This window comes from Actinomycetospora sp. NBRC 106375 (genome assembly GCF_030269665.1).
Lineage (GTDB): Bacteria > Actinomycetota > Actinomycetes > Mycobacteriales > Pseudonocardiaceae > Actinomycetospora.
Genome location: NZ_BSTS01000018.1, coordinates 37,095 through 62,003 on the forward strand (window position 1 = coordinate 37,095; position 24,909 = coordinate 62,003).

General features: G+C 70.5%; 25 protein-coding genes. 7 read left to right on the forward strand and 18 right to left on the reverse strand.

Annotated elements, in window-relative coordinates; all coding sequences use genetic code 11:
• Positions 1-11: 11 nt before the first annotated feature.
• The 5 genes from QSK03_RS25285 to QSK03_RS25305 all read right to left on the reverse strand — a co-directional run bounded on the left by QSK03_RS25285 (position 12) and on the right by QSK03_RS25305 (position 5,402).
• Positions 12-1,667: an FtsZ/tubulin family protein gene (locus tag QSK03_RS25285; protein WP_285657910.1), complete on the reverse strand. Its 1,656-nt coding sequence runs from the start codon at positions 1,665-1,667 to the stop codon at positions 12-14.
• 75 nt (positions 1,668-1,742) lie between these two features.
• Positions 1,743-2,042 carry a hypothetical protein gene (locus QSK03_RS25290; RefSeq protein ID WP_285657912.1) on the reverse strand — a complete coding sequence of 100 codons (300 nt, stop codon included), beginning with the start codon at positions 2,040-2,042 and terminating at the stop codon, positions 1,743-1,745.
• A gap of 8 nt (positions 2,043-2,050) precedes the next feature.
• Entirely contained in the window at positions 2,051-3,613 is a 1,563-nt protein-coding gene (locus QSK03_RS25295) for a hypothetical protein (RefSeq protein WP_285657916.1), read from the reverse strand.
• 140 nt (positions 3,614-3,753) lie between these two features.
• The gene (locus QSK03_RS25300; RefSeq protein ID WP_285657918.1) at positions 3,754-4,788 is read right to left on the reverse strand and encodes an aliphatic amidase; all 1,035 of its coding nucleotides are present in this window, start codon (positions 4,786-4,788) and stop codon (positions 3,754-3,756) included.
• A 131-nt stretch (positions 4,789-4,919) separates the two neighbouring features.
• The gene (locus tag QSK03_RS25305; RefSeq protein ID WP_285657919.1) at positions 4,920-5,402 is read right to left on the reverse strand and encodes a MarR family winged helix-turn-helix transcriptional regulator; all 483 of its coding nucleotides are present in this window, start codon (positions 5,400-5,402) and stop codon (positions 4,920-4,922) included.
• Between the two features lie 126 nt (positions 5,403-5,528).
• On the opposite strand from QSK03_RS25305, the gene QSK03_RS25310 reads away from it, so the two are divergent.
• Positions 5,529-6,650 (forward strand): substrate-binding domain-containing protein, encoded by a 1,122-nt coding sequence (locus QSK03_RS25310; protein WP_285657921.1) that lies wholly within the window; start codon positions 5,529-5,531, stop codon positions 6,648-6,650.
• 5 nt (positions 6,651-6,655) lie between these two features.
• On the opposite strand, the gene QSK03_RS25315 is transcribed toward QSK03_RS25310, so the two are convergent.
• Positions 6,656-7,051, reverse strand: coding sequence for a hypothetical protein (locus QSK03_RS25315; RefSeq protein WP_285657923.1), 396 nt, complete (start codon positions 7,049-7,051; stop codon positions 6,656-6,658).
• Between the two features lie 133 nt (positions 7,052-7,184).
• On the opposite strand from QSK03_RS25315, the gene QSK03_RS25320 reads away from it, so the two are divergent.
• Both QSK03_RS25320 and QSK03_RS25325 read left to right on the forward strand, forming a co-directional pair.
• Positions 7,185-8,855, forward strand: coding sequence for a purine-cytosine permease family protein (locus tag QSK03_RS25320; protein WP_285658110.1), 1,671 nt, complete (start codon positions 7,185-7,187; stop codon positions 8,853-8,855).
• Positions 8,856-8,935: 80 nt separating this feature from the next.
• Entirely contained in the window at positions 8,936-9,355 is a 420-nt protein-coding gene (locus QSK03_RS25325) for a group I truncated hemoglobin (RefSeq protein ID WP_285657926.1), read from the forward strand.
• Between the two features lie 902 nt (positions 9,356-10,257).
• Here QSK03_RS25325 and QSK03_RS25330 read toward each other — a convergent pair.
• From QSK03_RS25330 to QSK03_RS25340, 3 genes are all read right to left on the reverse strand, one after another.
• Positions 10,258-10,911, reverse strand: a complete 654-nt coding sequence (locus QSK03_RS25330) for a DUF4383 domain-containing protein (protein ID WP_352232041.1) — start codon at positions 10,909-10,911, stop codon at positions 10,258-10,260.
• Positions 10,912-11,081: 170 nt separating this feature from the next.
• Positions 11,082-12,119, reverse strand: coding sequence for a sensor histidine kinase (locus tag QSK03_RS25335; RefSeq protein ID WP_285657928.1), 1,038 nt, complete (start codon positions 12,117-12,119; stop codon positions 11,082-11,084).
• A complete protein-coding gene (locus QSK03_RS25340; RefSeq protein ID WP_285657929.1) occupies positions 12,116-12,799 on the reverse strand; it encodes a response regulator transcription factor in 684 nt (227 codons plus the stop codon). The genes QSK03_RS25335 and QSK03_RS25340 overlap by 4 nt, the downstream gene beginning before the upstream one ends.
• Before the next feature lie 679 nt (positions 12,800-13,478).
• On the opposite strand from QSK03_RS25340, the gene QSK03_RS25345 reads away from it, so the two are divergent.
• Positions 13,479-14,054, forward strand: coding sequence for a TetR/AcrR family transcriptional regulator (locus QSK03_RS25345; RefSeq protein ID WP_285657931.1), 576 nt, complete (start codon positions 13,479-13,481; stop codon positions 14,052-14,054).
• A 150-nt stretch (positions 14,055-14,204) separates the two neighbouring features.
• A complete protein-coding gene (locus QSK03_RS25350; RefSeq protein WP_285657933.1) occupies positions 14,205-14,897 on the forward strand; it encodes a TetR/AcrR family transcriptional regulator in 693 nt (230 codons plus the stop codon).
• 25 nt (positions 14,898-14,922) lie between these two features.
• Here QSK03_RS25350 and QSK03_RS25355 read toward each other — a convergent pair whose 3' ends face one another.
• The 4 genes from QSK03_RS25355 to QSK03_RS25370 are packed head-to-tail and all read right to left on the reverse strand — an operon-like array spanning position 14,923 to position 18,321.
• Positions 14,923-16,278: a mycothione reductase gene (locus tag QSK03_RS25355; protein ID WP_285657934.1), complete on the reverse strand. Its 1,356-nt coding sequence runs from the start codon at positions 16,276-16,278 to the stop codon at positions 14,923-14,925.
• A 48-nt stretch (positions 16,279-16,326) separates the two neighbouring features.
• The gene (locus QSK03_RS25360; RefSeq protein ID WP_285657936.1) at positions 16,327-17,637 is read right to left on the reverse strand and encodes an outer membrane protein assembly factor BamB family protein; all 1,311 of its coding nucleotides are present in this window, start codon (positions 17,635-17,637) and stop codon (positions 16,327-16,329) included.
• A complete protein-coding gene (locus tag QSK03_RS25365; protein ID WP_285657937.1) occupies positions 17,634-17,804 on the reverse strand; it encodes a hypothetical protein in 171 nt (56 codons plus the stop codon). The genes QSK03_RS25360 and QSK03_RS25365 overlap by 4 nt, the downstream gene beginning before the upstream one ends.
• Positions 17,805-17,850: 46 nt before the next feature.
• Positions 17,851-18,321 carry a peroxiredoxin family protein gene (locus tag QSK03_RS25370; protein WP_285657938.1) on the reverse strand — a complete coding sequence of 157 codons (471 nt, stop codon included), beginning with the start codon at positions 18,319-18,321 and terminating at the stop codon, positions 17,851-17,853.
• A 236-nt stretch (positions 18,322-18,557) separates the two neighbouring features.
• Here QSK03_RS25370 and QSK03_RS25375 point away from each other — a divergent pair, with 236 nt between their 5' ends.
• The gene (locus tag QSK03_RS25375; RefSeq protein WP_285657939.1) at positions 18,558-20,132 is read left to right on the forward strand and encodes an FMN-binding glutamate synthase family protein; all 1,575 of its coding nucleotides are present in this window, start codon (positions 18,558-18,560) and stop codon (positions 20,130-20,132) included.
• 120 nt (positions 20,133-20,252) lie between these two features.
• Here QSK03_RS25375 and QSK03_RS25380 read toward each other — a convergent pair whose 3' ends face one another.
• From QSK03_RS25380 to QSK03_RS25395, 4 genes are all read right to left on the reverse strand, one after another.
• Entirely contained in the window at positions 20,253-21,134 is an 882-nt protein-coding gene (locus QSK03_RS25380) for a patatin-like phospholipase family protein (protein WP_285657941.1), read from the reverse strand.
• Positions 21,135-21,142: 8 nt separating this feature from the next.
• Complete coding sequence (locus QSK03_RS25385; protein WP_285657942.1) at positions 21,143-21,871, reverse strand: DsbA family protein; 729 nt, start codon at positions 21,869-21,871, stop codon at positions 21,143-21,145.
• Between the two features lie 385 nt (positions 21,872-22,256).
• Positions 22,257-22,478: an alpha/beta fold hydrolase gene (locus QSK03_RS25390; RefSeq protein WP_285657944.1), complete on the reverse strand. Its 222-nt coding sequence runs from the start codon at positions 22,476-22,478 to the stop codon at positions 22,257-22,259.
• Positions 22,479-22,593: 115 nt separating this feature from the next.
• Positions 22,594-22,947: a nuclear transport factor 2 family protein gene (locus tag QSK03_RS25395; RefSeq protein ID WP_285657946.1), complete on the reverse strand. Its 354-nt coding sequence runs from the start codon at positions 22,945-22,947 to the stop codon at positions 22,594-22,596.
• A 78-nt stretch (positions 22,948-23,025) separates the two neighbouring features.
• Here QSK03_RS25395 and QSK03_RS25400 point away from each other — a divergent pair, with 78 nt between their 5' ends.
• The gene (locus tag QSK03_RS25400; protein ID WP_285657947.1) at positions 23,026-23,823 is read left to right on the forward strand and encodes a MerR family transcriptional regulator; all 798 of its coding nucleotides are present in this window, start codon (positions 23,026-23,028) and stop codon (positions 23,821-23,823) included.
• A gap of 13 nt (positions 23,824-23,836) precedes the next feature.
• Here the strand turns inward: QSK03_RS25400 and QSK03_RS25405 are convergent, their stop codons facing one another.
• Positions 23,837-24,898 (reverse strand): LLM class flavin-dependent oxidoreductase, encoded by a 1,062-nt coding sequence (locus QSK03_RS25405; protein ID WP_285657948.1) that lies wholly within the window; start codon positions 24,896-24,898, stop codon positions 23,837-23,839.
• Positions 24,899-24,909: the final 11 nt, after the last annotated feature.

Consider the following 24,909-nt stretch of genomic DNA (forward strand, 5'->3'; position numbering starts at 1 on the left):
GGGCGGCATTCTCAGGGAGTCGGCACCACGGTCTGGACCATCGGCGCAATGTGGGCGCCCTGGACCTCGGTGATATCCGAAGACGCGGGCGCGTCACCCCGGATCGCCGCGTGCGGCACGACGACCCAGCACGCGCAGCCCCAGATGCACTCCCCCGCCATGCCGTCGAAGCGGATCGACTGCTCGGAGAGGATCACCCCGAGGTCGAGCAGCCACGAGTGCATCATCAGCTTCGTGTCCCAGTCCTCGATCTGGTCGTACGCGTCCCGCGCCGCGTAGAAGGCGGTGAGGTCCGTCTTCGCCACCCCGGGGATGATGATGTTGGAGTAGCAGGTGAGCTCGTCGAAGAACTCGCCGTTGGTCGTCACGAGCGTGCCGTCGTCGCCGTCGAGCAGGTACTCGCCCAGCACCGACTCCAGCTTCTTCTGGAGCGTGTCGTTCCACATCTCGCGCGGCCCGACCGTGTTGACCTCGATGTAGTCGGTCTTGAAGCCCTCCTTGATCCCGGAGAACGTCGGGATGTAGCCGATCCACTTGCTGACCACCTCGCGCCACTTGCCGCGCGGCTCGCCGGGCAGGACCTCGACCCCGGGATGGGTGTACTTGGCGACGTCGTAGATCGTCCAGGCCCGGTCCCCGGAGATGTTGCGCTCGTGCGGGGCCCCGGTGAAGCCGGCCGGGCGCAGCATCTTGAACAGCAGGCGCCCGTAGTCCTGCACGACGAAGCGGGTGAACGAGTCGTCGACGAACTTGCGGGTGACGCCCTTGCGCAGCGCGTCGCGGATCGCCGGCACCCCGGTCTTGGTGTACTGGCCCAGGCGCTGCCACGAGTGCTCCTGGGGCAGGGCCATGAAGCCGCCGGTGAAGGGGTTCTTGTACAGATCGCCCCAGACCGCCATGACGCCCTGGTTCTTCTCGTCGTCGAGCATGCAGTCGATCTCGTTGATCGTCGGGTACAGCGCCGCGGCACCGCCCGCGTGCTCCTCGTCGCCGGAGAAGGGCATGACGCCGATGCCGACCACCGGGATGCGCCGCCCGAGCTTGACGTTCGAGAGGTGGCGCACCATGTCGACGACCATGCCCGATCCGGTACCCCCGGCCATCGAGAAGAAGACCAGCACCATCGAGGGCAGCTTGGTCTTGTTGATGGAGTCGACGAAGAGGTCGAGCTCCTTCTCCAGCACCTTGTCGCCGCCGTAGTAGTAGTGCCCGTAGATCGCCTTCGCGATGGCGCGCGGGCACGTCTCGCCCGGCTTCGGCATCTCCATGTCGGCGGGCAGCCACGGCTCGTAGTTCGGGTTCCAGTAGTAGCGCGGGTACTCCATCTTCAGGTACTCGCGCCACCGGTTGAGGCTCGTTCGCAGCTCCTCCGAGCTCGGGGTCTCGAGCGCGACCGTGCGCACCTGATGGCGGTCGGTAGGGATCTCCCGCTCCTCGAGCCGCTGCGTGAAGCCGCCCGCGTACTCCTTGAGCTCGTGCATGTCCTGCTCGCCGATGTCGATGGCCAGGCCGGTGAAGCGGGCCCGGGGGTCGTCGAGCTGGTCCTCGATCTCCCCGGTGCGCAGGAGCGCCTCGACCATGTAGGCGCCGGTCTTGCCGATGCCCACGGCGTGGATGCAGTGCGGGGACTGGCTGCCGGTCGCGGAGTGGTAGAGCGACATTCCCATGACGGAACCTTCCTGATGAGGACGTGCGGGACCGCGCGCACGGCCGACGGCCGAGCGCGCGACTCCCTGGTGCGGTCAGTCGAGGTAGCCGAGGTCCTTGAGGACGGTGGCGGCCGTCGTCGGCCGCTCGTCGGCGATGAAGGTGCGGTAGTGGTCGATGACCGACGCGTAGTCGCGGGTCATCCGGCCCTCGTCGAGCAGCGTCATCGCCTTCTCGATGTAGGCCCGGGTCAGCTTGTCGGTCCAGAGCCGGTGCGCGACGTAGATGTACTCGTCGTCGGCGCCCGTGACCTGCAGGGTGCGGGCGCCGGGCATCGAGGGCAGCGATGCCCCGTCCTTGTAGCGCTCGACGATCTCGCTCCAGGCGATGGCCACGGCTCCCCCTAGCCGGTCGCGAACGGGGCGACGGGTTCGCTGGCGGCCAAGGCGTCCGTGACTGCGGCGGCCGGCTTCACGGGGTCCTCTCCGCGGATCGCCGCATGCGGCACGACCACCCAGCAGGCGCAGCCCCAAATGCACTCGCCCCCCATGCCGTCGAACCGGATGGACGGCTCGCAGAGCATCACTCCCAGGTCGAGCAGCCACGAATGGATGAGCAGCTTGTCGTCCCACTCGAGGGTGTCGTAGTAGTCGCGAGCGGGGACGAACGCGGCGAGATCGGTCTTGCTCGCCCGCGGCAGGACCACGCTGACCTGGTCGTCGGAGCCGTCCACGGCGAGGGCGACAGGGTCGACGCGGCTCGAGACGATCGACCCCACCGCGGAGGCGACCTTCGGGAGGTCGCTGTCGGAGCCCCCGCTCAGCCTGGCCTCCACGTACTCGGTCTCGAATCCCTTCACCAGGCCGGCGGCCCCGAGGGAGTCGAGGTCCGCCAGCGACCGCGTGGTGAGCACGTTGACCCACCGGTCGCCCTGTTCCCCGCGGATCGCCGGGTGCCAGGCGTCCGCGGGCACGGCCAGCCAGTTGAGCGCCTTGAGGGTCTCGTAGAGGTCGACGCCCGCGTTGCGCGCCAGGAACGACCCGACGCCCCGGTCGACGTACTCGTGGGTGGCGGCGAGGTCCCCGGTCAGCTCCTGCACGTCGGCCTGATCGACGAGGAAGAAGCCGCCCGTGAAGGGGTTCTTGTACAGATCCCCCCAGACCGCCATGACCCCCTTGTTCTTCTCGGTGTCGATCATGCAGTCGAGCTCGTTGATCACCGGGAAGAGGCGGCCGTCGGCGTACTCGGGAAGATCGGCCGGATTCGGCATGATCCCGAGGCCGACCACCCAGGGCCGACGTCCCAGCTTGATCGACGACAGGTGCCGGGCGATCTCGACGACGATGCCGCTGCCCACCCCGCCGACCATCGAGAACGCCACGACGACGAGAGGCGTGGCCTCGCTCGCCATCACGTTCGCGGCGAACGTGTCGAGAGCGGTGGCGATCTCCTTGTTCTGGTAGTACTCGGCGCCGTAGACGGCCTTCGCCACAGCTCGGGAGAAGTGCCCGTCCGAGGGGGCGATCTCGACGTCGGCGGGCAGCCACGGCTCGTAGTTCGGGTTCCAGTAGTACCGCGGGTACTCCATCTTGAGGAACTCGCGGTAGCGGTTGAGCGCATAGGACAGGTCGGCCTGCGACGGGACCGGCATCGCCACGGTGTTCACGAACGTCTTCTCGGCGGGCATCGACGCTGCCGTGTCCCGCACCTGCGCGAGATCCTCGTCCCCGATGTCGACGGCGAGTGCCCCGAATCGCGTCCCGTCCTCGGTGAGGAAGCCTTCGGGCGGGTTCTGCAGGATCGACGTGATCAGGTCGGCACCGGTCTTGCCGAGCCCGAGCACGTGGAGGGAGAAGGGCCCCTCGTGGTCCCCGGCGCGGTGCACGCCCTCGGAGCTCAGGGCCTCGATACGTGCCATGTCGTCGGTCGTGCCGTGGTCATGGTCGTGGTCATGGTCGGCGGCCATGTGGGGACCTCCTGCGTACGGTTCGTCGGAGCTGGGGAGCGGGCGGGAGCCCGCAGACGCGCGGCACCCACGACGGGGGCCGCCGGCGGCCGCTCCGTCGAGGCGCGCGGTGATGAGGAATTCGGCGGTGGGCCGGGGTCTCAGACGGGGGTGTCCTGGTTCGGCAGCCCGTCGATCGGCGCCTCGCGGGTGCCGATGGTCTCGCGGGTCATCTCCTCGACCTGCTTCTGCGCGAGGGCGGGGTCGTTGACCCAGGTCTTGTAGAAATCGAACGGGCACTCCGCGACACCCTTGACGCCGTCCCCGGACTGGTGGACCCCGGTGTAGCCGCGGTGCAGCAGCTTGAACAGGTGGTTCTGCGACTGCCAGTTCGCGCGGGCGTCACGGATCATCGACAGCGACAGTTCCGCGTACTGCACGCCCATCTCCTCGGTGCCGCACTCGCCCAGGGTGCGACCGTCGAAGCCGACGATGGATGAGTGCCCGAAGTAGGAGTAGACGCCGTCGAAACCGGTGGCGTTCGCGACGGCGACGTAGCAGTTGTTCGCCCACGCCATCGACTTGGCCATCATGATCTGCTGTTCCTTGGCCGGGTACATGTAGCCCTGCGGCCGGACGACGAGCTCGGCGCCCTTCATGACGCAGTCGCGCCAGATCTCGGGGTAGTTCCCGTCGTCGCAGATGATCAGCGCGATCTTGAGGCCCTTGGGGCCCTCGACCACGGTGGTGTGCTCGCCGGGGTACCAGCCCTCGATCGGCACCCACGGCAGGATCTTGCGGTACTTGTTGACGATCTCGCCGTCGGAGTTGATCAGCACGAGGGTGTTGTAGGGGTTCTTGTCGGGGTGGTCCTCGTGGCGCTCACCGGTGAGCGAGAAGACGCCCCACACCCCGGCCTCGCGGCAGGCCCTCCCGAAGATCTCCGTCTCGAAGCCGGGGCACGACGCGGCGTTCGCGAACATCTCGTCGCGGTCGTACATGATCCCGTGGCTCGAGTACTCCGGGAACACGATCAGGTCCATGCCGGGGAAGCCCTGCTTGATGCCTCCGATCATGGACGCGATCTGCTCGCAGTTCGCCCTGATGCCCGCCTCGTCGTGCAGCCGGGGCATCGTGTAATTGACGACGGCGACGCCGACTCCGTCCGCGCTGCTGCTGATGTCCCCGTGTCGCATGGCACCCCTCCTGCTCCGGCCCCGAGCCGTACGTGTGTCCGGCGCCACCCGACGGTACGACCAGCCACTCGGAAGACAATATTTCCGGAGCAGAAGTAATCAGGCCGAAACACCGCCCCCGGGCCGGACCCTCAGGGGGTGCGCGCGCGCTCCGCTGAGCCCGCGGCCGCGCCGAGACGGTCGAGCAGACCGAGCAGGTCGAGCCGGTCGGTCCCCGGCAGGTCGGAGAGGACCGTCCCGAAGGCCTCGTCGAGCTCGGCAGCCGCACGCGTGACGACGGCATGCCCTTCGGTCGAGATGTGGACGAGCACCCGCCGGCGGTCCCACGGATCGCTGCGACGGAAGGCGAGTCCGTCGGCCACGAGCTTGTCGACCATCCGCGTCGCGGTCGGCGCCGGCACGGCGGCCCGGAGCGCGATCTCACCCATGGTGTGGCCCGGGGAGTCGGTGCCGTCGGGCGCCGTGCCCTCGTCGAGGAGCATCAGCGCACGCCACTGCTCCCGGGACAGGCCCTCGGAGACGGTGATCTGTGCGAGGCAGGCACCGACGGTGCGGTCCGCCAGGTCGAGCATGTCGACGATCCGCATGCGGCTCGGACGGGGAGGGTCGGACATGGTCAGCGCTCCCCTCTCTCCACCCGCCCACGTCGCGCGACGGAACGACGGCCTCTCGGCCGAGGGTCGCGCATCAGCGAGGTAGAGCGCCATACTGGCCGATCTGATCGTAGCCGAGGGATTCGCATGGCGAACGGACTGGACCGATCGCCCCTCGTGTGTGAGGGACCATCTACGACGGACGACGCGGTCCGAGTCGCCCTGGTGACCCCGTGGCAGGGGTCGGCCGGTGTGTTCGGGCTGTCCTGTCGCATGGCGTCCGAGCTCGCGGTCTCCGAGATCAACGACGGGGGCGGGCTGCTGCACCGTCGCGTCGCCCTGCACCACGTCGACGGCGGCGCCGACCCGGCCTCGGTCGCCGACGAGGTCCAGCGACTGGTGCGCGCCGGCCACGTCGACGCCGTCGTCGGCTGGCACATCTCGGCGGTGCGGCGGCGCATCGCGCCGCGGATCGCCGGCCACGTCCCCTACGTCTACACCGCGCTCTACGAGGGCGGCGAGCGCACGCCCGGCGTGATCGTCACGGGCGAGACACCGAAGAACCAGCTCGGTCCTGCGCTGGGCTGGATGCGCGAGGCGCTGCGTGTCCGCCGGTGGGCGATCGTCGGCAACGACTACGTCTGGCCCCGTGCGTCCGCAGCAGCCGCCCATCGCTGGGCGCGCCGGCACCACGCCGAGATCACGACCGACCTGTTCGTCCCGCTGGGGACGCGGGACTTCTCGTCGGTCCTGCGCGATCTCGCGCGGTCGGGGGCCGACGGGGTCCTCATGCTGCTCGTCGGCGAGGACGCCGTGCACTTCAACCGGGCCTTCGCCGCCGCCGGGATGGATCTCTTCCAGACCAGGCTCACCACGTTGATGGACGAGAACATGCTGCTCGCGTCCGGGACACGGGCCACGCATTCGCTCTACGTCGCGGCGGGGTTCTTCGAGGATCTCACGACCGCGGCCGCGCTCGACTTCACAGGACGGTGGGCACGGCGCTACGGGGTGAACTCGCCGACGCCGTCGAGCCTCGGGGAGTCGTGCTACGAGGGCCTGAACCTCTACACCGCGATGGTCCGCCGGGCCGGGACCGTCGCGCGGGAGGACCTCCTCGCGGTCAGTGAGGGACTGCACTACGACGGTCCGCGCGGGGAGGTGTACGTCGAGCGGGGCCACACGGTCCAGGACGTCTACATCGCCGAGGCCCGGGGCGTGGAGTTCGACGTCGTGGCCCGCTTGTCGTCGGGGTTCGTGGAGAGCTGAGACCGTCAGCTCGCGAGGTAGCCGAGGTCGCGCAGGACGATCGCCGTGAGGTTCGGGCCGCGGGTGCAGCCGGTGTCGACGTGGGCACGTCGGCGGCGAAGAGCCTCGGCGAAGGCCACCGGCTCCGTGGCGATCTCGCCGGTGTTGAGCAGCACCACAGCGGCCTCGAGCTCACTGCGCGCGACGCAGTCGCGCCACAGGCTCTGGCTCAGGCAGATCCGATCGTCGTCGATCTCGACGACCCGGACCGGCGCCGAGCCGGTGAGCGACCACAGCTGCGCGCCGCCCTCGTAGCGCTGACGTACCCAGTCCCAGTCCAGCGGCATCCCGGCCTCCTCGGTCGTCGCGGGCGACGGGGCGCCGGCACGGCGGTCGCCCCACGGACGCAACACCGTTGTCACGACCGGAGCCTACCTTTTGCTTCCGATCCGGAAAGGTCCTCGACGGGCCGACCACCACCACCGGAAGGCCAGCACCATGAGCGCGGAGACCAGCGCCCCGTCCGGGGCTCCATCGCCGAACCACGACCAGGCGATGGCGGGAGGCGGCTCGAGTCGACTGCGACGCTGGGCCTCGAGCGAGGGCATCGAGGACTACTCGCTGCGCTACGCGCCCAAGAAGTTCCGGCGTTGGTCCCCGCTACTGGTGGCCGGCGCCGCGCTCGGAGGCATCGCCTACCTGGCCGACTACGCCATCGGCGCGTCGGTCGTTCTGACCAACGGCACCCCGTCCGGCGTCCTGGGCATCCTGGTCGCCGCTGTGATCATCTTCTTGACCGGGATCCCGATCTCGGTGTACTCCGCGCGCTACGGCATCGACATGGATCTCCTGACCCGGGGCGCCGGATTCGGCTACCTCGGGTCCACGATCACGTCGTTGATCTACGCGAGCTTCACCTTCATCTTCTTCGCTCTCGAGGGCTCGATCATGGCCCAGGCGCTCGACCTCGGACTCGGCATCCCGCTGCCGATCGGCTACCTGATCACGGCCGTGGTGGTGCTGCCCCTGGTGATCTACGGGATGTCGGCGCTCGCTCGCTTCCAGGCCTGGACCCAGCCGCTGTGGCTGCTCGTCCTCGTGTTGCCGATCATCGCCCTCCTCGTCGCGGCGCCGGAGGCGTTCGGGGAGTTCGCCTCCTACACCGGTGACGCCGGGCCCGGCGTCCAGCTGCTCGGTACCGGGCTCGCCGCCGGCGTCGCGCTCTCGCTGATCGCCCAGATCGGAGAGCAGGTCGACTACCTGCGCTTCATGCCGCCGGAGTCGGAGGTCGGGCGACTGCGGTGGTGGACCGCGGTGCTCGCCGCCGGCCCGGGCTGGGTGATCCTCGGCGCCATCAAGCAGATCTGCGGTGGCCTGCTCGCGGTCTACGTCCTGGCGGCCGTCGGGGAGACCGTCGCCGAGGAGCCGATCACCCAGTTCGTGCGCTCCCTCGGACTGATCGTGCCGGGCTGGGCGGCGATCCTGCTTGCGGTGATCTTCGTGGTCGTCTCCCAGTTGAAGATCAACGTGACGAACGCCTACTCCGGCTCGCTGTCCTGGTCCAACTTCTTCTCCCGCGTGCTGCACGCCCATCCCGGACGCGTCTGGTGGATCTTCCTCAACGTCGGCGTCGCCCTGGTGCTGATGGAGGTCGGCGTGTTCGGCTTCCTCAACGCGGTGCTGGCGTTCTACTCCAATGTCGCGATCGCCTGGATCGGCGCCGTCGTCGCCGATCTCGTGATCAACAAGCCGATCCTCAAGCTCTCCCCGAGCTACATCGAGTTCAAGCGCGCCCATCTGCGCTCGGTGAACCCGGTGGGCTTCGGCTCCATGGCCGTCGCCTCGGTGGTGTCGATCGTCGCCTACTTCGGTCTGCTCGGTGACTTCCTCGCCGCGTGGTCCCCGATCCTGGCGATCGTCATCGCGTTCGTGCTCTCGCCCGTGATCTGCCTCGCGACCCGCGGCCGCTACTACCTCGCTCGGCCCGACGACCTCGAGCCTCCGCTCGTGCGGCCCGACGGCACCCTCGAGACCGCGGAGCAGATCTGCGGGGCCTGCGGACAGAGCTTCGAGCGCCCGGACCTCGCCTCCTGCCCTTACCACGCGAGCACCGGGGTCGTGTGCTCCCTGTGCTGCACCCTCGAGAAGCACTGCGGCGAGATGTGCAAACCGGCCGGCACCGCCGCCGATCTGCCCATGCCGACGGCCAGGCACGCCGCAACCTGATCAGCAGAACCGAACCGAGGAGACGCCCTCGGCGAAGCACCAACAGTTCACCATCACACCCAAGACACCCTGGGGGAACCATGCCGGACAGTCTCTACGAGCGGCTCGGGGGCACGTACGCCATCGCGGGAGCCGTCGATGTCCTGGTCGACCGGCTGTTCGAGAACGCCGGTGTCAACGCGAACGCCGCCGTCCACGAGCACCACGGGAACCCCGCCAACGGGCCTGGTTACAAGTTCCTCGTCACCGCGTGGTCGATCGAGGCCGCGGGCGGGCCGAAGTGCTACCCCGGCGAAGACATGATCGCCGCGCACACGTCGTTGAAGATCAATGACGAACAGTTCGACGCGGTCTACTTCGAGATCGAGGCCACCCTGCGTTTTCTCGGCGTCCCCCAGGCCGAGACTGCGGAGTTCATGACGATCATCGAGCACTACCGCCCCGAGGTGGTTCAGCAGAAGAAGGTCGAACAAGCCGGAACCCTCGCCCCGGCGAGCTGAACGCCGCCCCACGACCTGCGGCCCAGCGTCTCGTCCAGCCAGTCGGAGTGTCGCCGGTGGTGCAGGGAGCGGGCCCGCATCTCCCCGCGGTCGCCTGCACCCTCGCCGGCGGTGAAGGGGACCAGATCCGCCGGCAAGGCCACGACCCGAGTCGAGGCCGTCGCGCCCGCCCCGTCACTCGCGCGGTGTCAGTGGGGATCGCTACCGTCCTCCCCTGACCGCCGCCGCCCGCGACCAGCCGAAGCGCATCCGCTGGCCCGGGGCGAATCGCCGGCCACCGTCCGCCAATGGCTGATCCCCCGCGACGCGGCGCGGAACTCGCCACCGGCGAGCCCTCCCCCGACGACGAGCCTCTCGACGTCACCATCACCAAGGCCGGCCCATGGTGGGTGTACGTCGTCGAGACCGTCGGCGAAGATGTCGACGACTCGATCGCCGCGCTCCCACCCGATCTCCAAGCCGCCTTCGCCGAGCTGCTGGCTGCCCTCGAGATCTCACCGCGGACCGTCACGCCACTCGTCCCGTCCGACCCCACCGCCTACGCGTGGCCACCATCGGCGCCAGCAGCGCGCGCATGGTCATCTACTACGTCCTCGAACGGGACCGGCGCGTCGCGATCGTCCAATTCAGCTTCATCTGAGCCGAGGTGGTGAACCACAGCGGTCTACCGCGCGCCGACGTTCGACATTGAGGTGAGCAGGACTCGCATCCGGTCACCCGGGCTCGGCGCGACGCTCGAGCGCTCGGTCGACGTCGTCGGCGATGCCCTCCCACTCCCGGACCAGGACCTCCTCGACGTCGCCAAAGGCGCGGCGACTGTGGAGGATCGACGACCTGCAGGGCGCGGACCGGGACCACCGGATCCCCGACGGATGGGACCGTGGGCACGGGGGTGGCAGTGCTCATCGCGCGCTCCCCGTCGAGGCCGGCACGGCGGCGAGAGAGGCGTGCAGGCGCTCGTCGTGCGTGCGGTACGCGGACGCGGCGAACACCTGGGCGGCCTGCTCGGCGGTGGCGACGTGACGGACCATCGCACGCTCGGCCTCGGCCAGTGCCCGCTCGTCCTCGGGGAGGGCGGCGCGCCCGGCCACCGGCGCCACAGGCCCGGGGTAGCGGGCGTAGGGGCTGTCCGACGGCAGCGCGCCGCTGAACCTCCCGTACGATCCGAGAACCAGCAGGATCGCCCCGACGACGAGGCTGAACAGCACGTTGACCGGGGCGAACGCGAGCATGTTCATGGCCGAACCGAGGATCATCGCGTTGACCAGGCCCGACAGAAGGAACAGTCCGCCGGCGGCCACCGAGATCGTGGAGGCCACCGGGCCGCTGCGCACGGCCGCGAAGATCAGTGCGGCCCCCATCAACAGCGACAGGGTGGCGAGCAGCCCGTTGGTGAACAGGCCCAGGACCTCCGGCCCGGACGTCGAGAAGAAGCGCGGTGCCTGCAACGAGCCGAGGACTCCGAAGGCCACCAGGAACAGACCCGTCGACGCGGCGGCGAGGCGGTGGATCGTATGGACGCGATGTGCTTCCGGAGTCGGGCTGAACATTCCCATCGCGCGGACTCCCGTCAGATTGTTCCGACCGTCTGACCGGTCGGTGTGTGCCGCCCACGATGCTCTGAACTTTCTGGTCGAGGACGCTTCGTCAGGGAATCGTCATGATTCCGACCGAGATGCATCACCGTTCCGTCGGGCAAGGGCCGCGGCCGGGAACGACGGTGGGATCAGGCGGTGACGGCGTCGTGGGGTGCGAGCCCGGCGAGTGGAAGGCTCAATGTGACGCAGCATCCGGGGCCGCTGTTGACGATCCCGATCCGACCGCCGTGCGCCTCGATCAGGGCCCGGGCGATGGCCAGCCCCAGTCCGGCGCCGGATCCCGGATCGGGCGTACGGGCCGCGGTCCCTCGGAACCCGACGTCGAAGACCCGGCCGAGGTCGTCGTCGGGAATCCCTCCGCAGGCGTCCTGCACACCCAGCCACGCCTGTCCGTCCCGGACGCCGGCCGACACTTCGACGGTCCCCCCGGCAGGAGTGTGGCGCACGGCGTTGGTGAGCAGGTTGCGGACCACCCGCGTCAGCTCGGTGTCGCTCCCGCGCACCGTCGGCCACGACTGCGGGTCGTGGGCGGTGACGGCGACGTGGGCGTGACGGGCCGCCGCCGCGTCCGCCGCCACGGCGTCCGAGACGACTTCTCCCAGGGCCAGCGGTGCCACCTCGAGCCGGAGGGCGGCCGAGGTGGCGCGGGAGAGCTGGAAGAGATCCTCCACCATCGCCGTCATCCGGTCGGTCTCGCGCCCGATCCGGTGCAGGTAGTCGGTGACGTCGTCGGGGCGTCGCACAACACCGTCGATCAGGGCGTCGGTCATCCCGCGAATGCCGGCCAGCGGCGAGCGCAAATCATGACTCATCCCGCCGACCAGCTCGCGGCGCGCCGTCTCGGCCCGCCGCTCGGCCTCGCGCGCATCGTGCTGCCAGAGCGCCTCGCGGGCGAACGCGCGCCCCAATAGCAGAGCGGCCGGCACGGTCACGACCGCGACCACAGCGGCGACGACGACGGTCCCGGCGAGAACGGGGGTGTACATGAAGCCACTGACCGCGACCACCCCGGAGACCGCGGCCCCCAGGGGGATCAGCGCGAGGGTCGTCATCGCCGCCGTCAACGACCGGCCCCGCATCCGGTGCAGGATCACGGCCCCCAGGCCCGCGGCGACGATCGTGACCACCAGCGCCACCGGGGCGACGCGCACGACCTCGGTGATCACAGCGCCACCCGGTCGTACCGGTACCCGGTCCCCCAGATCGTGGCCAGCCGCCGGGGCTGGGTCGGGTCGTGCTCGATCTTCTCCCGCAACCGGCGGACATGGACTGTCACGGTGGACTGGTCACCGAAGCTCCACCCCCACACCTCGGCCAGCAGCTCGACCCTGGTGAACGCGCGACCGGGATGAGCGAGCAGGAAGGCGAGCAGGTCGAACTCACGCGTCGTCAACGCGAGCTCCTCCTCGCCGAGGAACGCCCGGCGCGACGCGCGGTCGACCCGCAAGTCGCCGTCAGCCAGCGATCCGGCGGTCGAGGGCACCGACCGGCGCAGGACCGAGCCGACACGTAGCACCAGCTCGCGAGGGCTGAAGGGCTTGGTCACGTAGTCGTCGGCACCGAGTTCCAGCCCAAGCACCCGATCGACCTCCTCGCCCCTCGCGGTCAGCATGACGATGGCCGGTGGGCTCTCCCGCATCCGCAGGGCACGGCACACCTCCAGCCCGGACAAGCCCGGCAACATGAGGTCGAGAACGACCGCGTCGGGATCGCCGCGGGTCGCGGCGTCCAGGGCGCTCCGCCCGTCCCCCGCCACGTCCACGGCGTATCCCGCGTCGCCCAGATACCGAGCCACGACGTCGCGCACGGTCGCGTCGTCGTCGACGACGAGAACCAGGGCGGACATGGCGTCGAGCGTAGGTCGACGCGGAACACCCACACTGAATCGTCCCGGATCGGTAAGACATGGCGGCCACATCGAGACCCCGGAACTTCGCGGAAGCACGGCCCAGGGCCTCGTTCGGGAACACCGCGGCACGGGTCGACTGCCGGCCGGGCCGGTCAGGGGTCAAGCCCAGGGCGTCGTGTGACCGCAGCTGCCGGTGCTCGGCTCGGTCTCTGCTCTGGCCACCCAGGCGGGGACATCGACGAGCCCCCGGTGCCGGTACGCGTGATCAGCGCCGCGGCACTGGGAGGATCGGGTGCAGCCAGCTCCGACCGGCCGGGCGCGAGACATCGGGCCGCCCGGTGCGGACGAGGCGCCCATGCTGCCCACGGTGCTGATGGGCGGGGCGGCCGATCGCGCCGCGATCACCGAGGCGTCAGCGGCGACGCCGAGGTCTTACCGATCAAGGATCCCGCGGTGACGATGCGCTGGTCGGCCGCCGCCCACGCACAGCGCGCGGGCACGATGGCTGGGCAAGTCCGTATTACTGACCGTCCATCGATGCGGGAGAACGCACACCGCGCCCTCGCACGCGCCGCTGACTGGTCCGGACACAGCGAAGACATCGTGGAGGGAGCTCCCATTGCCGGATGAACAGGCCCTGCAGCACGGCCGCCCTACAGCGGGCGAGGACCGGTCCGTGCGCAGGAAGATCATCGACACGTCGGCCGACCTGATGTACCGCCAGGGCGTCGGGCCGACGACCCTCGACGATGTCGTCACGGCGAGCGGCACCACCCGCGGACTACTTGATCGTCACTTCGAGGACAAGAACGCTCTCGTCGCCCAGGTGGTCGCCACCCAGATCCGACGAGTCATCGACGAGCAGATCTCAGACATCGGGCGGCTGAGCTCGTTGGACGACCTGCGGACGTGGCGTGACCGCGTGGTCGCGGACACCAGGCGCCGTCACGGCGCCCACGGCTGTCCGTTGGGATCACTGGCCATGGAGCTCGCCGAGCACTCCGAACCGAGCCGACGAGCCCTGGCCGCCGCATTCGAGGTGTGGGAATCCGAGTTCGGCGCCTGCCTGCGACGCATGCGAGGGCGGGGCCTCCTCGACGTCGACGCCGACGTCGACGCGCTCGCGGTCGGCCTCATGGCCGCCCTGCAGGGCGGCCTCATCGTTGCTCGGGTCACGCGCGACGCGGACGACCTCGCGCTGTCCCTCGATGCCGCCCTGAGCCGCATCCAGGCCCACTCGGCCACGAGCTGACGTCCGAGACGACACCGGTGGAGCGCGACCGCTCCGGTTGCGGCGTGGCCCCACTCACCGCGGTACTGGACTGATGAGTTCATCCGCAACGCGTTGAGCGTGTAAATTCACGGCGAACAGGGTCTCCGTGACGCAGCGAGGGAGCAGGTCGTGGCCAGCGCTCAGTCGACGACGTCGAAGCGCCGCCTGACCGCCAAGGGCGCCCTGACCCGAGAGCGGATCGTGTCGACGGCCAGCGATCTCATGTACGTGCAGGGTGTGGAGCGCACGAGTCTCGACGACGTCATCGAAGCCAGTGGCACCGGCAAATCCCAGATGTACCACTACTTCGCCGACAAGTCCGAACTCGTCGGCGAGGTCGTCCACACCCAGATCGAACGGGTCATCGCGAACCAGGACCCCTTGCTGAGGCGCCTCGACTCGATGCGAGGACTCGAGCGCTGGCGGGACGCGGTGGTGGCCGGCAATCGCAGCCGACGTGGGGCTCACGGCTGCCCGCTCGGCTCCCTGTCCAGCGAGCTCGCCGATTACTCCGAACCCGCTCGCACCGCACTGTCGACCGGGTTCGACGCGTGGGAATCGCTGTTCGCCGACGGGCTCGGACGCATGCAGGAGAAGGGCGAGCTCGACGACGACGCCGACCCTGCCGCCCTCGCCAGAGGACTCATGGCTGCCCTTCAGGGCGGGCTCCTGCTGGCGCAGGCCAAGCGCGACGCCGACAGCCTCGCCATCGCCTTGGACATGGCGTTGGCCCACATTCGTGCGCGCACGACGCCGAGTGCCTCGCGACCTCGCGCATCTCGGTCCGACGGCGAGAACGTTCCCGACACCACCGATCACTGACTGACATGTACCAACCGGTACATTCTCAGGCCTCGAGGAGGGCCTGCTCGACGACTTCGGTGAGGGCAGGGTGGATGTAGAGGACCTGGTGGGCGAGCTCGTCCACGGTCTGGCCGAGCATCATCCCCTGCACCAGGGGCTGCAGGAGGATCGCGGCCGACGGGCCCATGATGTGGGCCCCGAGCAGCGTGCGACGCTCCGGATCGAGGACGAGCTTGACGAAACTGGTGGTGTCCTCGAGGGCCCACCCATAGGCGGCGCCCCCGTAGTCACGCACGACGACGACAGGCTCGAACCCGTTCCGGCGGGCCTGAGCCTCGGTGAATCCGGCCCCGGCGATCTGCGGGTCGGCGAACACGGCATGAGGCACGACGTCGTGGCGCAACTCCCGGGGCCGGTCGGGATGGGCGACGTTGTGGGCCACGATCCGCGCCTCGGCGTTGGCCATGTGCTTGAGCTGGAAGTGGTTCGCGTCGTCGCCGAACGCCCACACGCCCGGAACCGCTGTGCGATAGGCGTCGTCGGTGACGACGTGTCCGTGCTCGTCGATCTCGAGGCCGCCGGCGACCACATCGAGCAGGTCGGTGTTGGGCCGCCGTCCGGTGGCCACCAGCAGCGCGGCCGCTTCCACGACCTCGACCTGCCCGTCGCGCTCGAGGGTGACCGCGACGCCGGTGGCGCTGGGGGCGACCGCCGCGACCGCGGTGTGGAGGCGCACGTCGAGGTGGCGCCGGGCGAGCTCGGTGAAACGGGACGAGATCTGCTCGTCCTCGGCCGCGAGCAGGCGGGGGCCGCGCTCCACCAGCGTGATCCGAGCGCCGAAGGCCCCGAAGACGTGGCCCATCTCAGCCGCGATGAAGCCGCCCCCCACGACGATCATCGAGGACGGCACCTCGTCCACCCGCATGATCGTGTCCGAGGTGTGGAACGGAACCGAGTCGAGCCCGGGGATCGGTGGGACCACCGGCCGCGACCCCGCGGCGACGACGATGCGCTCGGCGCCGATCTTCTCGCCGGCAACCTCGAGCACCTTCGGTGACAGGAAGCGGGCCGGCTCGGTGTAGACGTCGATCCCGTTCGCCCGGCGGTACTCGACCGCCTGGTCGTGCAGCGGGTCGATCCGTCCGAACACCCGCTCGCGGATGGCGGGCCAGTCCACCCGGTTCAGCGTGGCGTGCACCCCCAGACGGCGGGAGTCCGCAACGGAGCGGGCTGCGTCGGCCGCGACGACGAACATCTTCGACGGGATGCATCCCCGATTGAGGCAGGTGCCCCCGAACCGGCTCGACTCGACGATGGCGCTGCGCCAGCCGTCGAGCTCCGGCCCGAAGAGCATGTTGCCGCTGCCAGCCCCGATACAGATCAGGTCGTAACTCTTCATGGGGACTCCGTCTCGCTCTGGGTTGGGGTCTACGGAGGGTCCGGCCGATCACCCGATGGCCACGACGTCGCCGCCGCGGTCGCCCACGATCAGGACGCCGTCGGCGGTCAACGCCGGATAGGAGTCGACCGGGTCGCCGACGGCGACGTCGAACAGCACCCGCCCGTCCGGGCCGGCACCGAGCACGTGGCCGTCCTGGGTCGCGAAGTACAGCCGGTGCGCCCGGTCCACGGCCACCGAGCTCCAGATCTGCTCGGGCGAGGAGAGCTGGTAGCCGGCCACCTCCGCACCGTCGGCGATGTCGAGGACGCGCACGCGTCCGGAGTGGTCGGCCACGTAGGCCAGGCCGTCCGCCGTCACCGCAGGAGACGAATAGGTGATCACTCGGGCTGTGTTCCAGCGTGGGCTGCCGTCGCGTCGATAGGCCCATTCGCGGGATCCGTTGGTTCCGAGCAGCGCGGTGCCGTCCGGGGCGAGGCCGGCCGAGACCTCGGTGATGTCGTCGCGGGGTTCCACGCGCCATGCGACCCCCGCCGTCGCCCCGCGGTCGTCGAGCGCGATCAGCGCCGAGTCGGCGGTGGTGTAGATGCGCCCGGATCCGTCAGTGACCACCGACCCGTACGACGTCGTGCCCACCGCGACCGTCCACGCCACGCGAGGTCCCCTGTCCACGTCGAGCGCGGTGACGTGCCCCCCAGTGTCGCCCACGTAGAGGCGGTGCCCGTCCACGCTCGCCGGTGAGGTCGGGCGACCGGGCAACGGTCGGGTCCAGAGCAGCGACCCGGCCGAGGACAGCCCGACCAGCTCGGACCGCCCAGGCGGGCCCCAGACCACTGTGCCGTTGGGCATCACCAGCGCCGAGGTCGACAGATCGCTGCCACCCCGCCGGCCCGAGGCGTAGGTCCAGCGGTCGGCCCCGGTGGAGGGGTCGAGGGCGTGGAGCACTCCGAGGTTGGAGGCCGTGTAGACGGTGCCGTCGCGACCCACCACCGGCCCACCGGTGGCCGCACCGCCGAGGCGTCGCCGCCACCGCACGGTGCCCGTCGTCGGGCCGTCGCCGCTGCTTGCCGAGCTGTGCCGTGCGTCGTGCAGCGCCGCAGGCCACGGCGACCAGGTCGCCGTACCCGCGGCCGCAGCGGGGACCGGGTCGAGGGGCGGCCCACCGAGCAGCCGGCCGCCCGCGGGCGGGGCCGCCGCGGGCAGCGTCGACGACGGTGGGACGGGGGTGGGCGGAGATGACGGGGCGCCGCAGCCGACCAGGACCACGGCGGCCAGTCCAACGGCCAGGAGCACCCGCCCGACCGCACGGCGACCGGTCGCGCGCTCCGGGTGCATCCCGGACGCGCGCTCCGGCGTCATCGACACGACGGGCCGACGGCGAGCAGGGCTTCGTCGGCGACCTCGGCGCGGTCAGCGCCGAGCGCGCGATGCTCGGCCTCGCGCCATCGTTCGAATGCGCGCCGAACCTCCGGATGGGCCGGTAGTCGGCGCATCCCGTCGGCGACGTCCCTGCCGAGCAGGCTCATCGTCACCTGTCCGCACGGGTCAGCAGCACCCGGGCGGCCTCGAGCTTCACGACTGCGCCTGGATGTGGCGCACCAGGCCGGCCACGTCGTCGGCGACCAGCCGGCCAATGGCGCCGCTGGAGTAGACCGCGGTCACCACGGCGCCCTCCGGTGTCAGCACGAACCCGGTCGGCTGCAGGTAGGGCGGGTCGTCGTTGGTGTAGGCGCCTACCAGCGCGGACACCTTCGCGGCGTCGGCGCTGTGCCCGACAGGGAACTCGAGACGGCGCTTCTCGGCCAGGGCCGCGCTGGTCTCCTCATCGTCGACCGACAGAGCCGCGACCTTGATGTCGAGCTCGGCGAAGGTCTTGGAGGCCCGGGCGAACCGGCCCAGCTGGGCGTTGCAGTACGGACACCACGACCCGCGGTAGAGGAGTACCACCCCCCACGACCCGGCCAGCGCCGCGGGAAGCAGGAGCCTTCCACCACCCACCGCCGGGACCTCGAGCTCCGGGAGCACCTCACCGTTCTGCAGCACCGCCACCACCTGGCTCGAGTCGAGTACGACCTCGCCCGACTAGCGTCGCTGGGAGAATTATGTACTGTCAAGTACAAACCAGGGTGAGGGGTCTCGATGACACCGAACGACCAGCCCCTCGGGCTCGAGGCGCGTACGGTCGGCCGCACCGTCAGCCGGGCGGTCGCGGCGTGAGTGCCCTCGCGTTCCGACAGGGCGTCCGACGGTGGATCGCTCGCGCCACGACCCTTCGGTACGTGGCGGCACTGACCCTCGTGACACTCGCCGCCGCGGCGGTGCTGGGCGCCCTGCTCGCCGGCCCATGGTGGTGGCTCGTCGCGGTGCCGTTCGCCGCAATCGCCGCTCTCGCCGTGGCTGACCTGTCCCAGCGCCGCCACTCGGTGCTGCGCAACTACCCCGTACTGGGACACCTGCGATTCCTCGCCGAGGCGATCCGACCGGAGCTGCAGCAGTACTTCGTCGAGCTCGACTACGACGGGCGGCCCTTCGACCGGGACACCCGCACCACGGTGTACGAACGGTCCAAGGGGAACAGGGGCCACGAGCCGTTCGGCAGCGGACGCGACGTCTACGCGACCGGCGCCGAGTCGTTCGTCCACTCGATGACCCCGGCCCGGGTTCCGCCGACACCGCCGCGGGTGCGCGTCGGTGGGCCGGAGTGCACGGTCCCCTACGACATGGCGTTGCTGAACATCTCCGCCATGAGCTTCGGCTCGCTGTCGGCCAACGCGGTGCTGGCGATGGCGAGAGGTGCCGCGGCCGGCGGGTTCGCGATGGACACCGGGGAGGGCGGCCTCTCCGAGTACCACCTGCGTCACGGCGCCGACCTGATCTGGGAGCTCGGTACCGGCTACTTCGGCGCCCGGAGCGCCGACGGCGGGTTCGACCCCGCCGCCTTCGCCGACCAGGCGGCCCACCCCACGGTGCGCGCCGTGGAGCTCAAGCTGTCCCAGGGCGCCAAGCCGGGACTCGGTGGCGTCCTCCCCGGCGTCAAGGTCACCGCCGAGATCGCCGCCGCCCGAGGTGTGCCCGCCCGGCAGACCGTGGTGTCCCCACCCTTCCATCGCGTGTTCTCCACCCCGCGGGAGCTGGTGACGTTCCTGGCCCGCATGCGCGATCTCGCCGGCGGCAAGCCGGTCGGGATCAAGCTGTGCGTGGGATCCCGGCGCGACGTGCTCGCGATCGTCAAGGCGTGGCGGGCCGAGGGCGTAGGCCCGGACTTCGTCGTCGTCGACGGATCCGAGGGCGGGACCGGGGCGGCGCCGCTGGAGTTCCTCGACCATGTCGGGACCCCGCTCACGGAAGGCCTGATCACCGTGAACAACGCCCTGGTCGGAGCTGGGCTGCGGGAGCAGGTCCGCGTCGGGGCCTCTGGCAAGGTCGCCACCGGGGCCGACGTGGTCAAGCGTCTGGTCCAAGGCGCCGACTACACGAACGCGGCGCGAGCGATGATGTTCGCCGTGGGCTGCATCCAGGCCCAACGCTGTCACACCAACACCTGCCCCACCGGCGTGGCCACCCAGGACCCGCGCCGGGCGCGCGCCCTGCACGTACCCGACAAGGCCACGCGCGTCCGGCAGCTCCAGGCCGGCACCGTCGCCTCGGCGATGGAGATCATCGCGGCGATGGGGGTGCGACACCCCGAGCAGCTGCACCCCGCGATGCTGCGTCGGCGTACCGAGCCCGGCGTCATGCGAACCTACGCCGAGATCTACGACTGGCTGGCCCCCGGAGAGCTCCTGTGCGAGCCGCCCGCGGCCTGGGCCGCCGATTGGGCCGCCGCGGATCCCGACGCGTTCGCCCTCGCCTGATCGCATCGCGCGGAGACTCGGAGGCCGACAGAGCGAGCGGTTTCTGTACCGTTCGGTACCCCTTAGGACGAGGCGGATTGAGTCCAGAAACCGACTGCGACTCCGTGGCCGTGAGACGGGTCAGGAGTCCGCAACGGGTTGCCGAGTGATCGAGCCGCCCGCGTGGGGGTGCGGGAGCATCGCGGTCGCGACCTCGGGCGGGCATCCCCGTGCGAGCCAGGTCCGGGTCGAGGTGCGGGCGCTGTCGATGAGCTCGTCGGCTCGGGAGAAATCAGCCGGGGAGACCGACAGGGGACACAGCGACGGCACGACCCGCAGGTCTACCTGGTCGCGATAGCGCTCGAGGTCTGGGGCCAGTCGTTGGTGGACGAGCAGGGTCAACCCGTGCAGAGCCATCCCGGTCGCGGTCGTCGGCAGCGCCGGCACCGCGCACGGGTAGCCGGCGGGCAACACCCAGACCGTGTCGGCGCCCAGGCCGACCGCATGACTGATCGAGCAGTTGTCGACCACCCCACCGTCGATGAACCACCGGTCCCCGATCGCCACCGGAGCGAAGACGCCGGGAATGGCCGCACTGGCCAGGACGGCGTCCACCGCCGAGCCGGTCGAGAGCAGGGTGCTCTGCCCGCTCTGAGCGTCGACGGCCACCACGTGCAGCGGTGTCGTGGCGTCCTCGATCCGCTCGAACCGCACGTGCTCGTCGAGCAGCGAGCGCAACCTGTGCTGGGACACCAGGCCGCTGCGCCGACCCGACGCAGCGAGCAGACCCCACCACGGGCTGGACGGGAAGATGTCCGCCCGGCGCAGCCCGCGCCAGACGCCGGCCAGCCGTTCGACGCCCGCGAGCCCCGGATCCCCGGCGATCCACGCCGCGTTGATCGCTCCCACGCTGGTCCCGATGACCACGTCGAACGCGACGCCGGCCTCGGCCAGTCCCGCGAGCATCCCGACCTGCACCGCTCCGAGGCTGCCGCCGCCCGAGAGCACGAGCACGGTACTCACGCCCGCCCTCAGTGATGCTGGCGCCGGCTGCCGCCGTGCCAGTCCTCGGACAGCCCGACCTGGTCCTCGGTCACCCCGAACGAGGGCAGCTGCGGCCGCTCACGCAGGCTGCGCTTGAGCTCGGAGAACCCTGCGAAGCGCGCCAGTCCGATCACGTGGTCCCACAGCTCGCCGGCCTGCGTGTCGGTGGGCATCCGGCTGATCACCGGCCCGAAGAAGGCGACGCCGTCGGGGGGCTCGAATTGCAGGATCGGCGTCCCGACGTCCTTGCCGGTCAGGGCCAGCGCCTCGTCGGTCTCGGCCTGGATGATGCTGTCCCAGGTGGCCTCGTCGAGCGCGTCGGCCAACTCGGCCGGCAACCCGGCCTGCTCGAGGATCGGCGCGACGAACGCCCGGGTCCCCCGCCGGCCGCCGTCCCCGGAGCCGTCCGTCGGGAGCGGACGCTCGAAGACGTGGTCGCCCATGGCCGCGTAGAGGTCGTCGAGGGCGTCACTGCCGTGCTCGGCGCGGGTGCGCGCGGCGACCCGCAGCAGCCGCAGGCCCGCGGTGTGACCGGCCTCGTAGTCCGGCGGGAACTGAGCGTCGTAGTCGACATGAGCGTTGAGCAGCCGCAGCGAGATGAAGCGCCAGTTCACCGCGTGGGCCCGCTGGGCTCGGACCTGACGCACCCATTTGCTCGTCATCCAGCAGAACGGGCAGACCGGGTCGAAGTAGAAGTCGATGTCGCCGAGAGGCATCACCGCAGCCTAGTGGCCGAGGCGCTCACGGCAACCAGAAAAATGTACCCTCTAGGACATCTACCCGGTCAGCGACCTCAGGACGAAGATGCCGCCTGAGCGCGCCTGACCCAGGTACGCCACGACGATCGCGACGTCCATCTGATGTACTGGTGAGTACATCTGCGAGTCCGGCGCGATCCGACAACACAGGACGACCCGTCGACCAGTAGATGCGCTACGACCGAACCCAGCCACCCCTGCCTCAGCGGTCAGGACTGGTGATCTTCTCAGCGGCACGGATTGCGGACCGCTTAGGCCACGCTCCGGGCTGTCACAGCGCACCACAGATGATGATCGCCAGCCTTGGGCACCACTACTGACCAGCACGAACGTCCACCAGACGTCACCGTGGCACGTTGTGCGGGACGCCGTCGACGCGGACGAGCTCGAGATCGCCCAGGAAGTCCTTGAGCCGGTCGGCGGTGGCCCCGATCGGCAGGTTGACGTCCTCGGTGCCGTGGATCACGAGCACCGGGACGTCGACGTCCGGGAGCTCGTACCCGTCGGGCATCGTCCGGGCCGTCACGGACACGTCGGCGCCGAGCTCACGGAGCCGTTCGGCCACGGCTCGACCCGCTCCCTTCGATCCCCCGGTGACCAGGGCTCGACGTCCGTCGAGGCTCTCGCGATCCATGTTCCCGATCTCTGCTCCTTCGTCGTCGTCCGCGGGTTCGGGGCTGTCACGGTGCGATGACGAGCTCCGCGATGGAGTCGCCGTCCATCGCGAAGCGGTAGAGGAGGTCGACGACGCCGCCGGGGAAGTCGCCCTCGAGGTGCTTGGTGGCGACCCAGTGCGTGTCGTCGGCGCGCTGCGCGCTGACGAGGGTGCTGGTGACGGTGAACTCGGCTCCGGCCTCGATCAGGAAGCCGCGGATCTCCTCGGTCCCGCGGTAGGTCTCGCCGTCGTCGACGACCACGGCGGTGGGCGTGAAGGCGCGCAGCGCGGTGTCCGTGTCGCCGGCGTCGTGCGCGGCGAGGTAGCCGCGGATCGTGGCCGGGAGCTGGTCGGGCTGGATGGTGTGCGAGGTGGTCATGGACCCACCGTGCGATCTCCCGGACCGGGAGGGTCAAGCGCTGGACCCTCCCCCTGGGGGAGGGTGCATCGTGGCGCCGTGCTGACGATCGGTGAGTTCTCCCGGCTGAGCCACCTGAGCGTGCGGACGCTGCGCCGCTACCACGATGCGGGCCTGCTCGAGCCCGCGACCGTGGACGAGGCGACCGGGTACCGCCACTACGGCGTCGACCAGATCCCGACCGCCCAGGTGATCCACCGGTTGCGGGAGCTCGACGTCCCCTTGTCCGACGTGCAGCGCATCCTGCGCTCCGGCGACCCGCAGACCCGCGCCATGCTGGTGGCGGACCACTTGCGGCGGCTCGAGTCCGAGCTCGAGCGCACCCGCGGCGCGGTGGCGTCCCTGCGCCGGCTGCTGGCGCCGGAGCCACCACCGCTGGACGTCGAGCTGCGCGTGGTCCCGGCGACGACGGTGGCCGCGGTCGAGGACGACGTGGCGGTCGACGAGGTGCTCGCCTGGTACGCCGGCGCCATGGCCGAGCTGGACGCGGCGGTCGACGACCCGACCGGCGCGCCGGGAGGGCTCTTCGACAACGAGCTGTTCGAGGACGGGCGCGGGCACGCCCTCCTGTACCGGCCGACGGCGCGGCCGCCGCGCAGCGGCCGGGTGCACCCGGTGACCCTGCCCGCGGTCGAGCTCGCCGTCACCACCCACGCCGGCGAGCACGACGACATCGAGGTCGCCTACGGCGAACTGGGCATCTGGGTGGTGACCAACGCGCTCGCCGTGGCCGGCCCGGTGCGGGAGACCTACCTGGTCGGCCCCCGTGACACCACCGACCCGTCGGCCTGGCGGACCGAGATCGGCTGGCCGGTCTTCCGCGTGGCCCCGCACTGACGGTCCCCGCCGGTCACCGCTGGCCCTGAACGGTGTCCGGGAGGCGGTCGCCGGCGTGTCCGGGTTCGCGAAGCGCCGGCAGCACCTCGGTCGCGAGCAGATGGTCCGATCGCTCCCGCACGGTGTGGTCGACGTCGCGGGAGGCGCCGACGAACACCAGGTGCGACAGGCCCAGCCCGATCAGCTCGTGCAGCCGTGCGATGCAGTCGTCCGGCGTGCCGATGACGCAGAACCTGCGCAGGAAGTCGTCGGGGAGCGTCGCGGCCTGTGTCGCGTGTTCGAGACCGTGGTGATAGAGGTCGTAATCGCCCGACACCCTGTCGACGGCGGCCGTGTCCCCCCGCGACAACGACGCGGTGACGTTGCGCTGGAAGTGCGCCGAGATGCTGGCGTTGCCGCGCGCGAGCGCGTCGAGGGCCGCCTCGTCGGTGCCCACGCACACGACCAGGAAGGCGCCGACCCGCAGGGTCGCCGGGTTGCCTCCCGCGGCGGCACGCGCGTCCCGCGCCGCGCGGATCGCCCAGTCGACGCGCTCGGGCTCGGCGCCGACGGTGGCGGTGACCCGGTCGCCGATCCGCGCGCCCGCGTCGATCACGTGGGGTCCGGAGCCGAACACGTCGACCGGCACCTTCGTCTCGTCGGGAAGCGGCAGCCAGGTGATGTGGCTGGCGAAACCGTCGGCGTCGACCGTCTCCCCGCGCAGGTAGGTCTGCAGCGTGCTGAGCTGACCTTCGAACGTGTGGGCCGACGGGGGCTTGACGCCGATCAGCTCCAGCGCCGTGTCACCGCGCCCGATACCGATGTGCGCCCGGCCGCCGCTGACGTGGTGCAGGGTGGCGATGGTCGAGGCGACCACCGCGGGATGGCGGCTGGTCAGGTTGGTGACCGCCGTGCCGAGCTTGAGCCGCGAGGTGGCCGCCGCCGCGAGGTAGAGCGACCCGTACACGTCCATGCTGAGGTTCTGGGTGTCGGTGAACAGGAGTCCGTCCCAGCCGTCCTCCTCCACCGCCGCCGCGTGCGCCGCCATGCCGTCGGGGATCGGGTAGGACCTCAGGAAGATCTCCGGCTGGGGCATGTCGACCTCCG

Bases quoted from the DNA above. Each gene is read 5' to 3' on its own strand.
- QSK03_RS25285 (WP_285657910.1), bottom strand. From the start codon at position 1,667: ATGGGAATGTCGCTCTACCACTCCGCGACCGGCAGCCAGTCCCCGCAC.
- QSK03_RS25295 (WP_285657916.1), bottom strand. From the start codon at position 3,613: ATGGCCGCCGACCATGACCACGACCATGACCACGGCACGACCGACGAC.
- QSK03_RS25300 (WP_285657918.1), bottom strand. From the start codon at position 4,788: ATGCGACACGGGGACATCAGCAGCAGCGCGGACGGAGTCGGCGTCGCC.
- QSK03_RS25305 (WP_285657919.1), bottom strand. From the start codon at position 5,402: ATGTCCGACCCTCCCCGTCCGAGCCGCATGCGGATCGTCGACATGCTC.
- QSK03_RS25310 (WP_285657921.1), top strand. From the start codon at position 5,529: ATGGCGAACGGACTGGACCGATCGCCCCTCGTGTGTGAGGGACCATCT.
- QSK03_RS25320 (WP_285658110.1), top strand. From the start codon at position 7,185: ATGGCGGGAGGCGGCTCGAGTCGACTGCGACGCTGGGCCTCGAGCGAG.
- QSK03_RS25325 (WP_285657926.1), top strand. From the start codon at position 8,936: ATGCCGGACAGTCTCTACGAGCGGCTCGGGGGCACGTACGCCATCGCG.
- QSK03_RS25330 (WP_352232041.1), bottom strand. From the start codon at position 10,911: ATGGGAATGTTCAGCCCGACTCCGGAAGCACATCGCGTCCATACGATC.
- QSK03_RS25340 (WP_285657929.1), bottom strand. From the start codon at position 12,799: ATGTCCGCCCTGGTTCTCGTCGTCGACGACGACGCGACCGTGCGCGAC.
- QSK03_RS25355 (WP_285657934.1), bottom strand. From the start codon at position 16,278: ATGAAGAGTTACGACCTGATCTGTATCGGGGCTGGCAGCGGCAACATG.
- QSK03_RS25360 (WP_285657936.1), bottom strand. From the start codon at position 17,637: ATGACGCCGGAGCGCGCGTCCGGGATGCACCCGGAGCGCGCGACCGGT.
- QSK03_RS25365 (WP_285657937.1), bottom strand. From the start codon at position 17,804: ATGAGCCTGCTCGGCAGGGACGTCGCCGACGGGATGCGCCGACTACCG.
- QSK03_RS25385 (WP_285657942.1), bottom strand. From the start codon at position 21,871: ATGCCTCTCGGCGACATCGACTTCTACTTCGACCCGGTCTGCCCGTTC.
- QSK03_RS25395 (WP_285657946.1), bottom strand. From the start codon at position 22,947: ATGACCACCTCGCACACCATCCAGCCCGACCAGCTCCCGGCCACGATC.
- QSK03_RS25405 (WP_285657948.1), bottom strand. From the start codon at position 24,898: ATGCCCCAGCCGGAGATCTTCCTGAGGTCCTACCCGATCCCCGACGGC.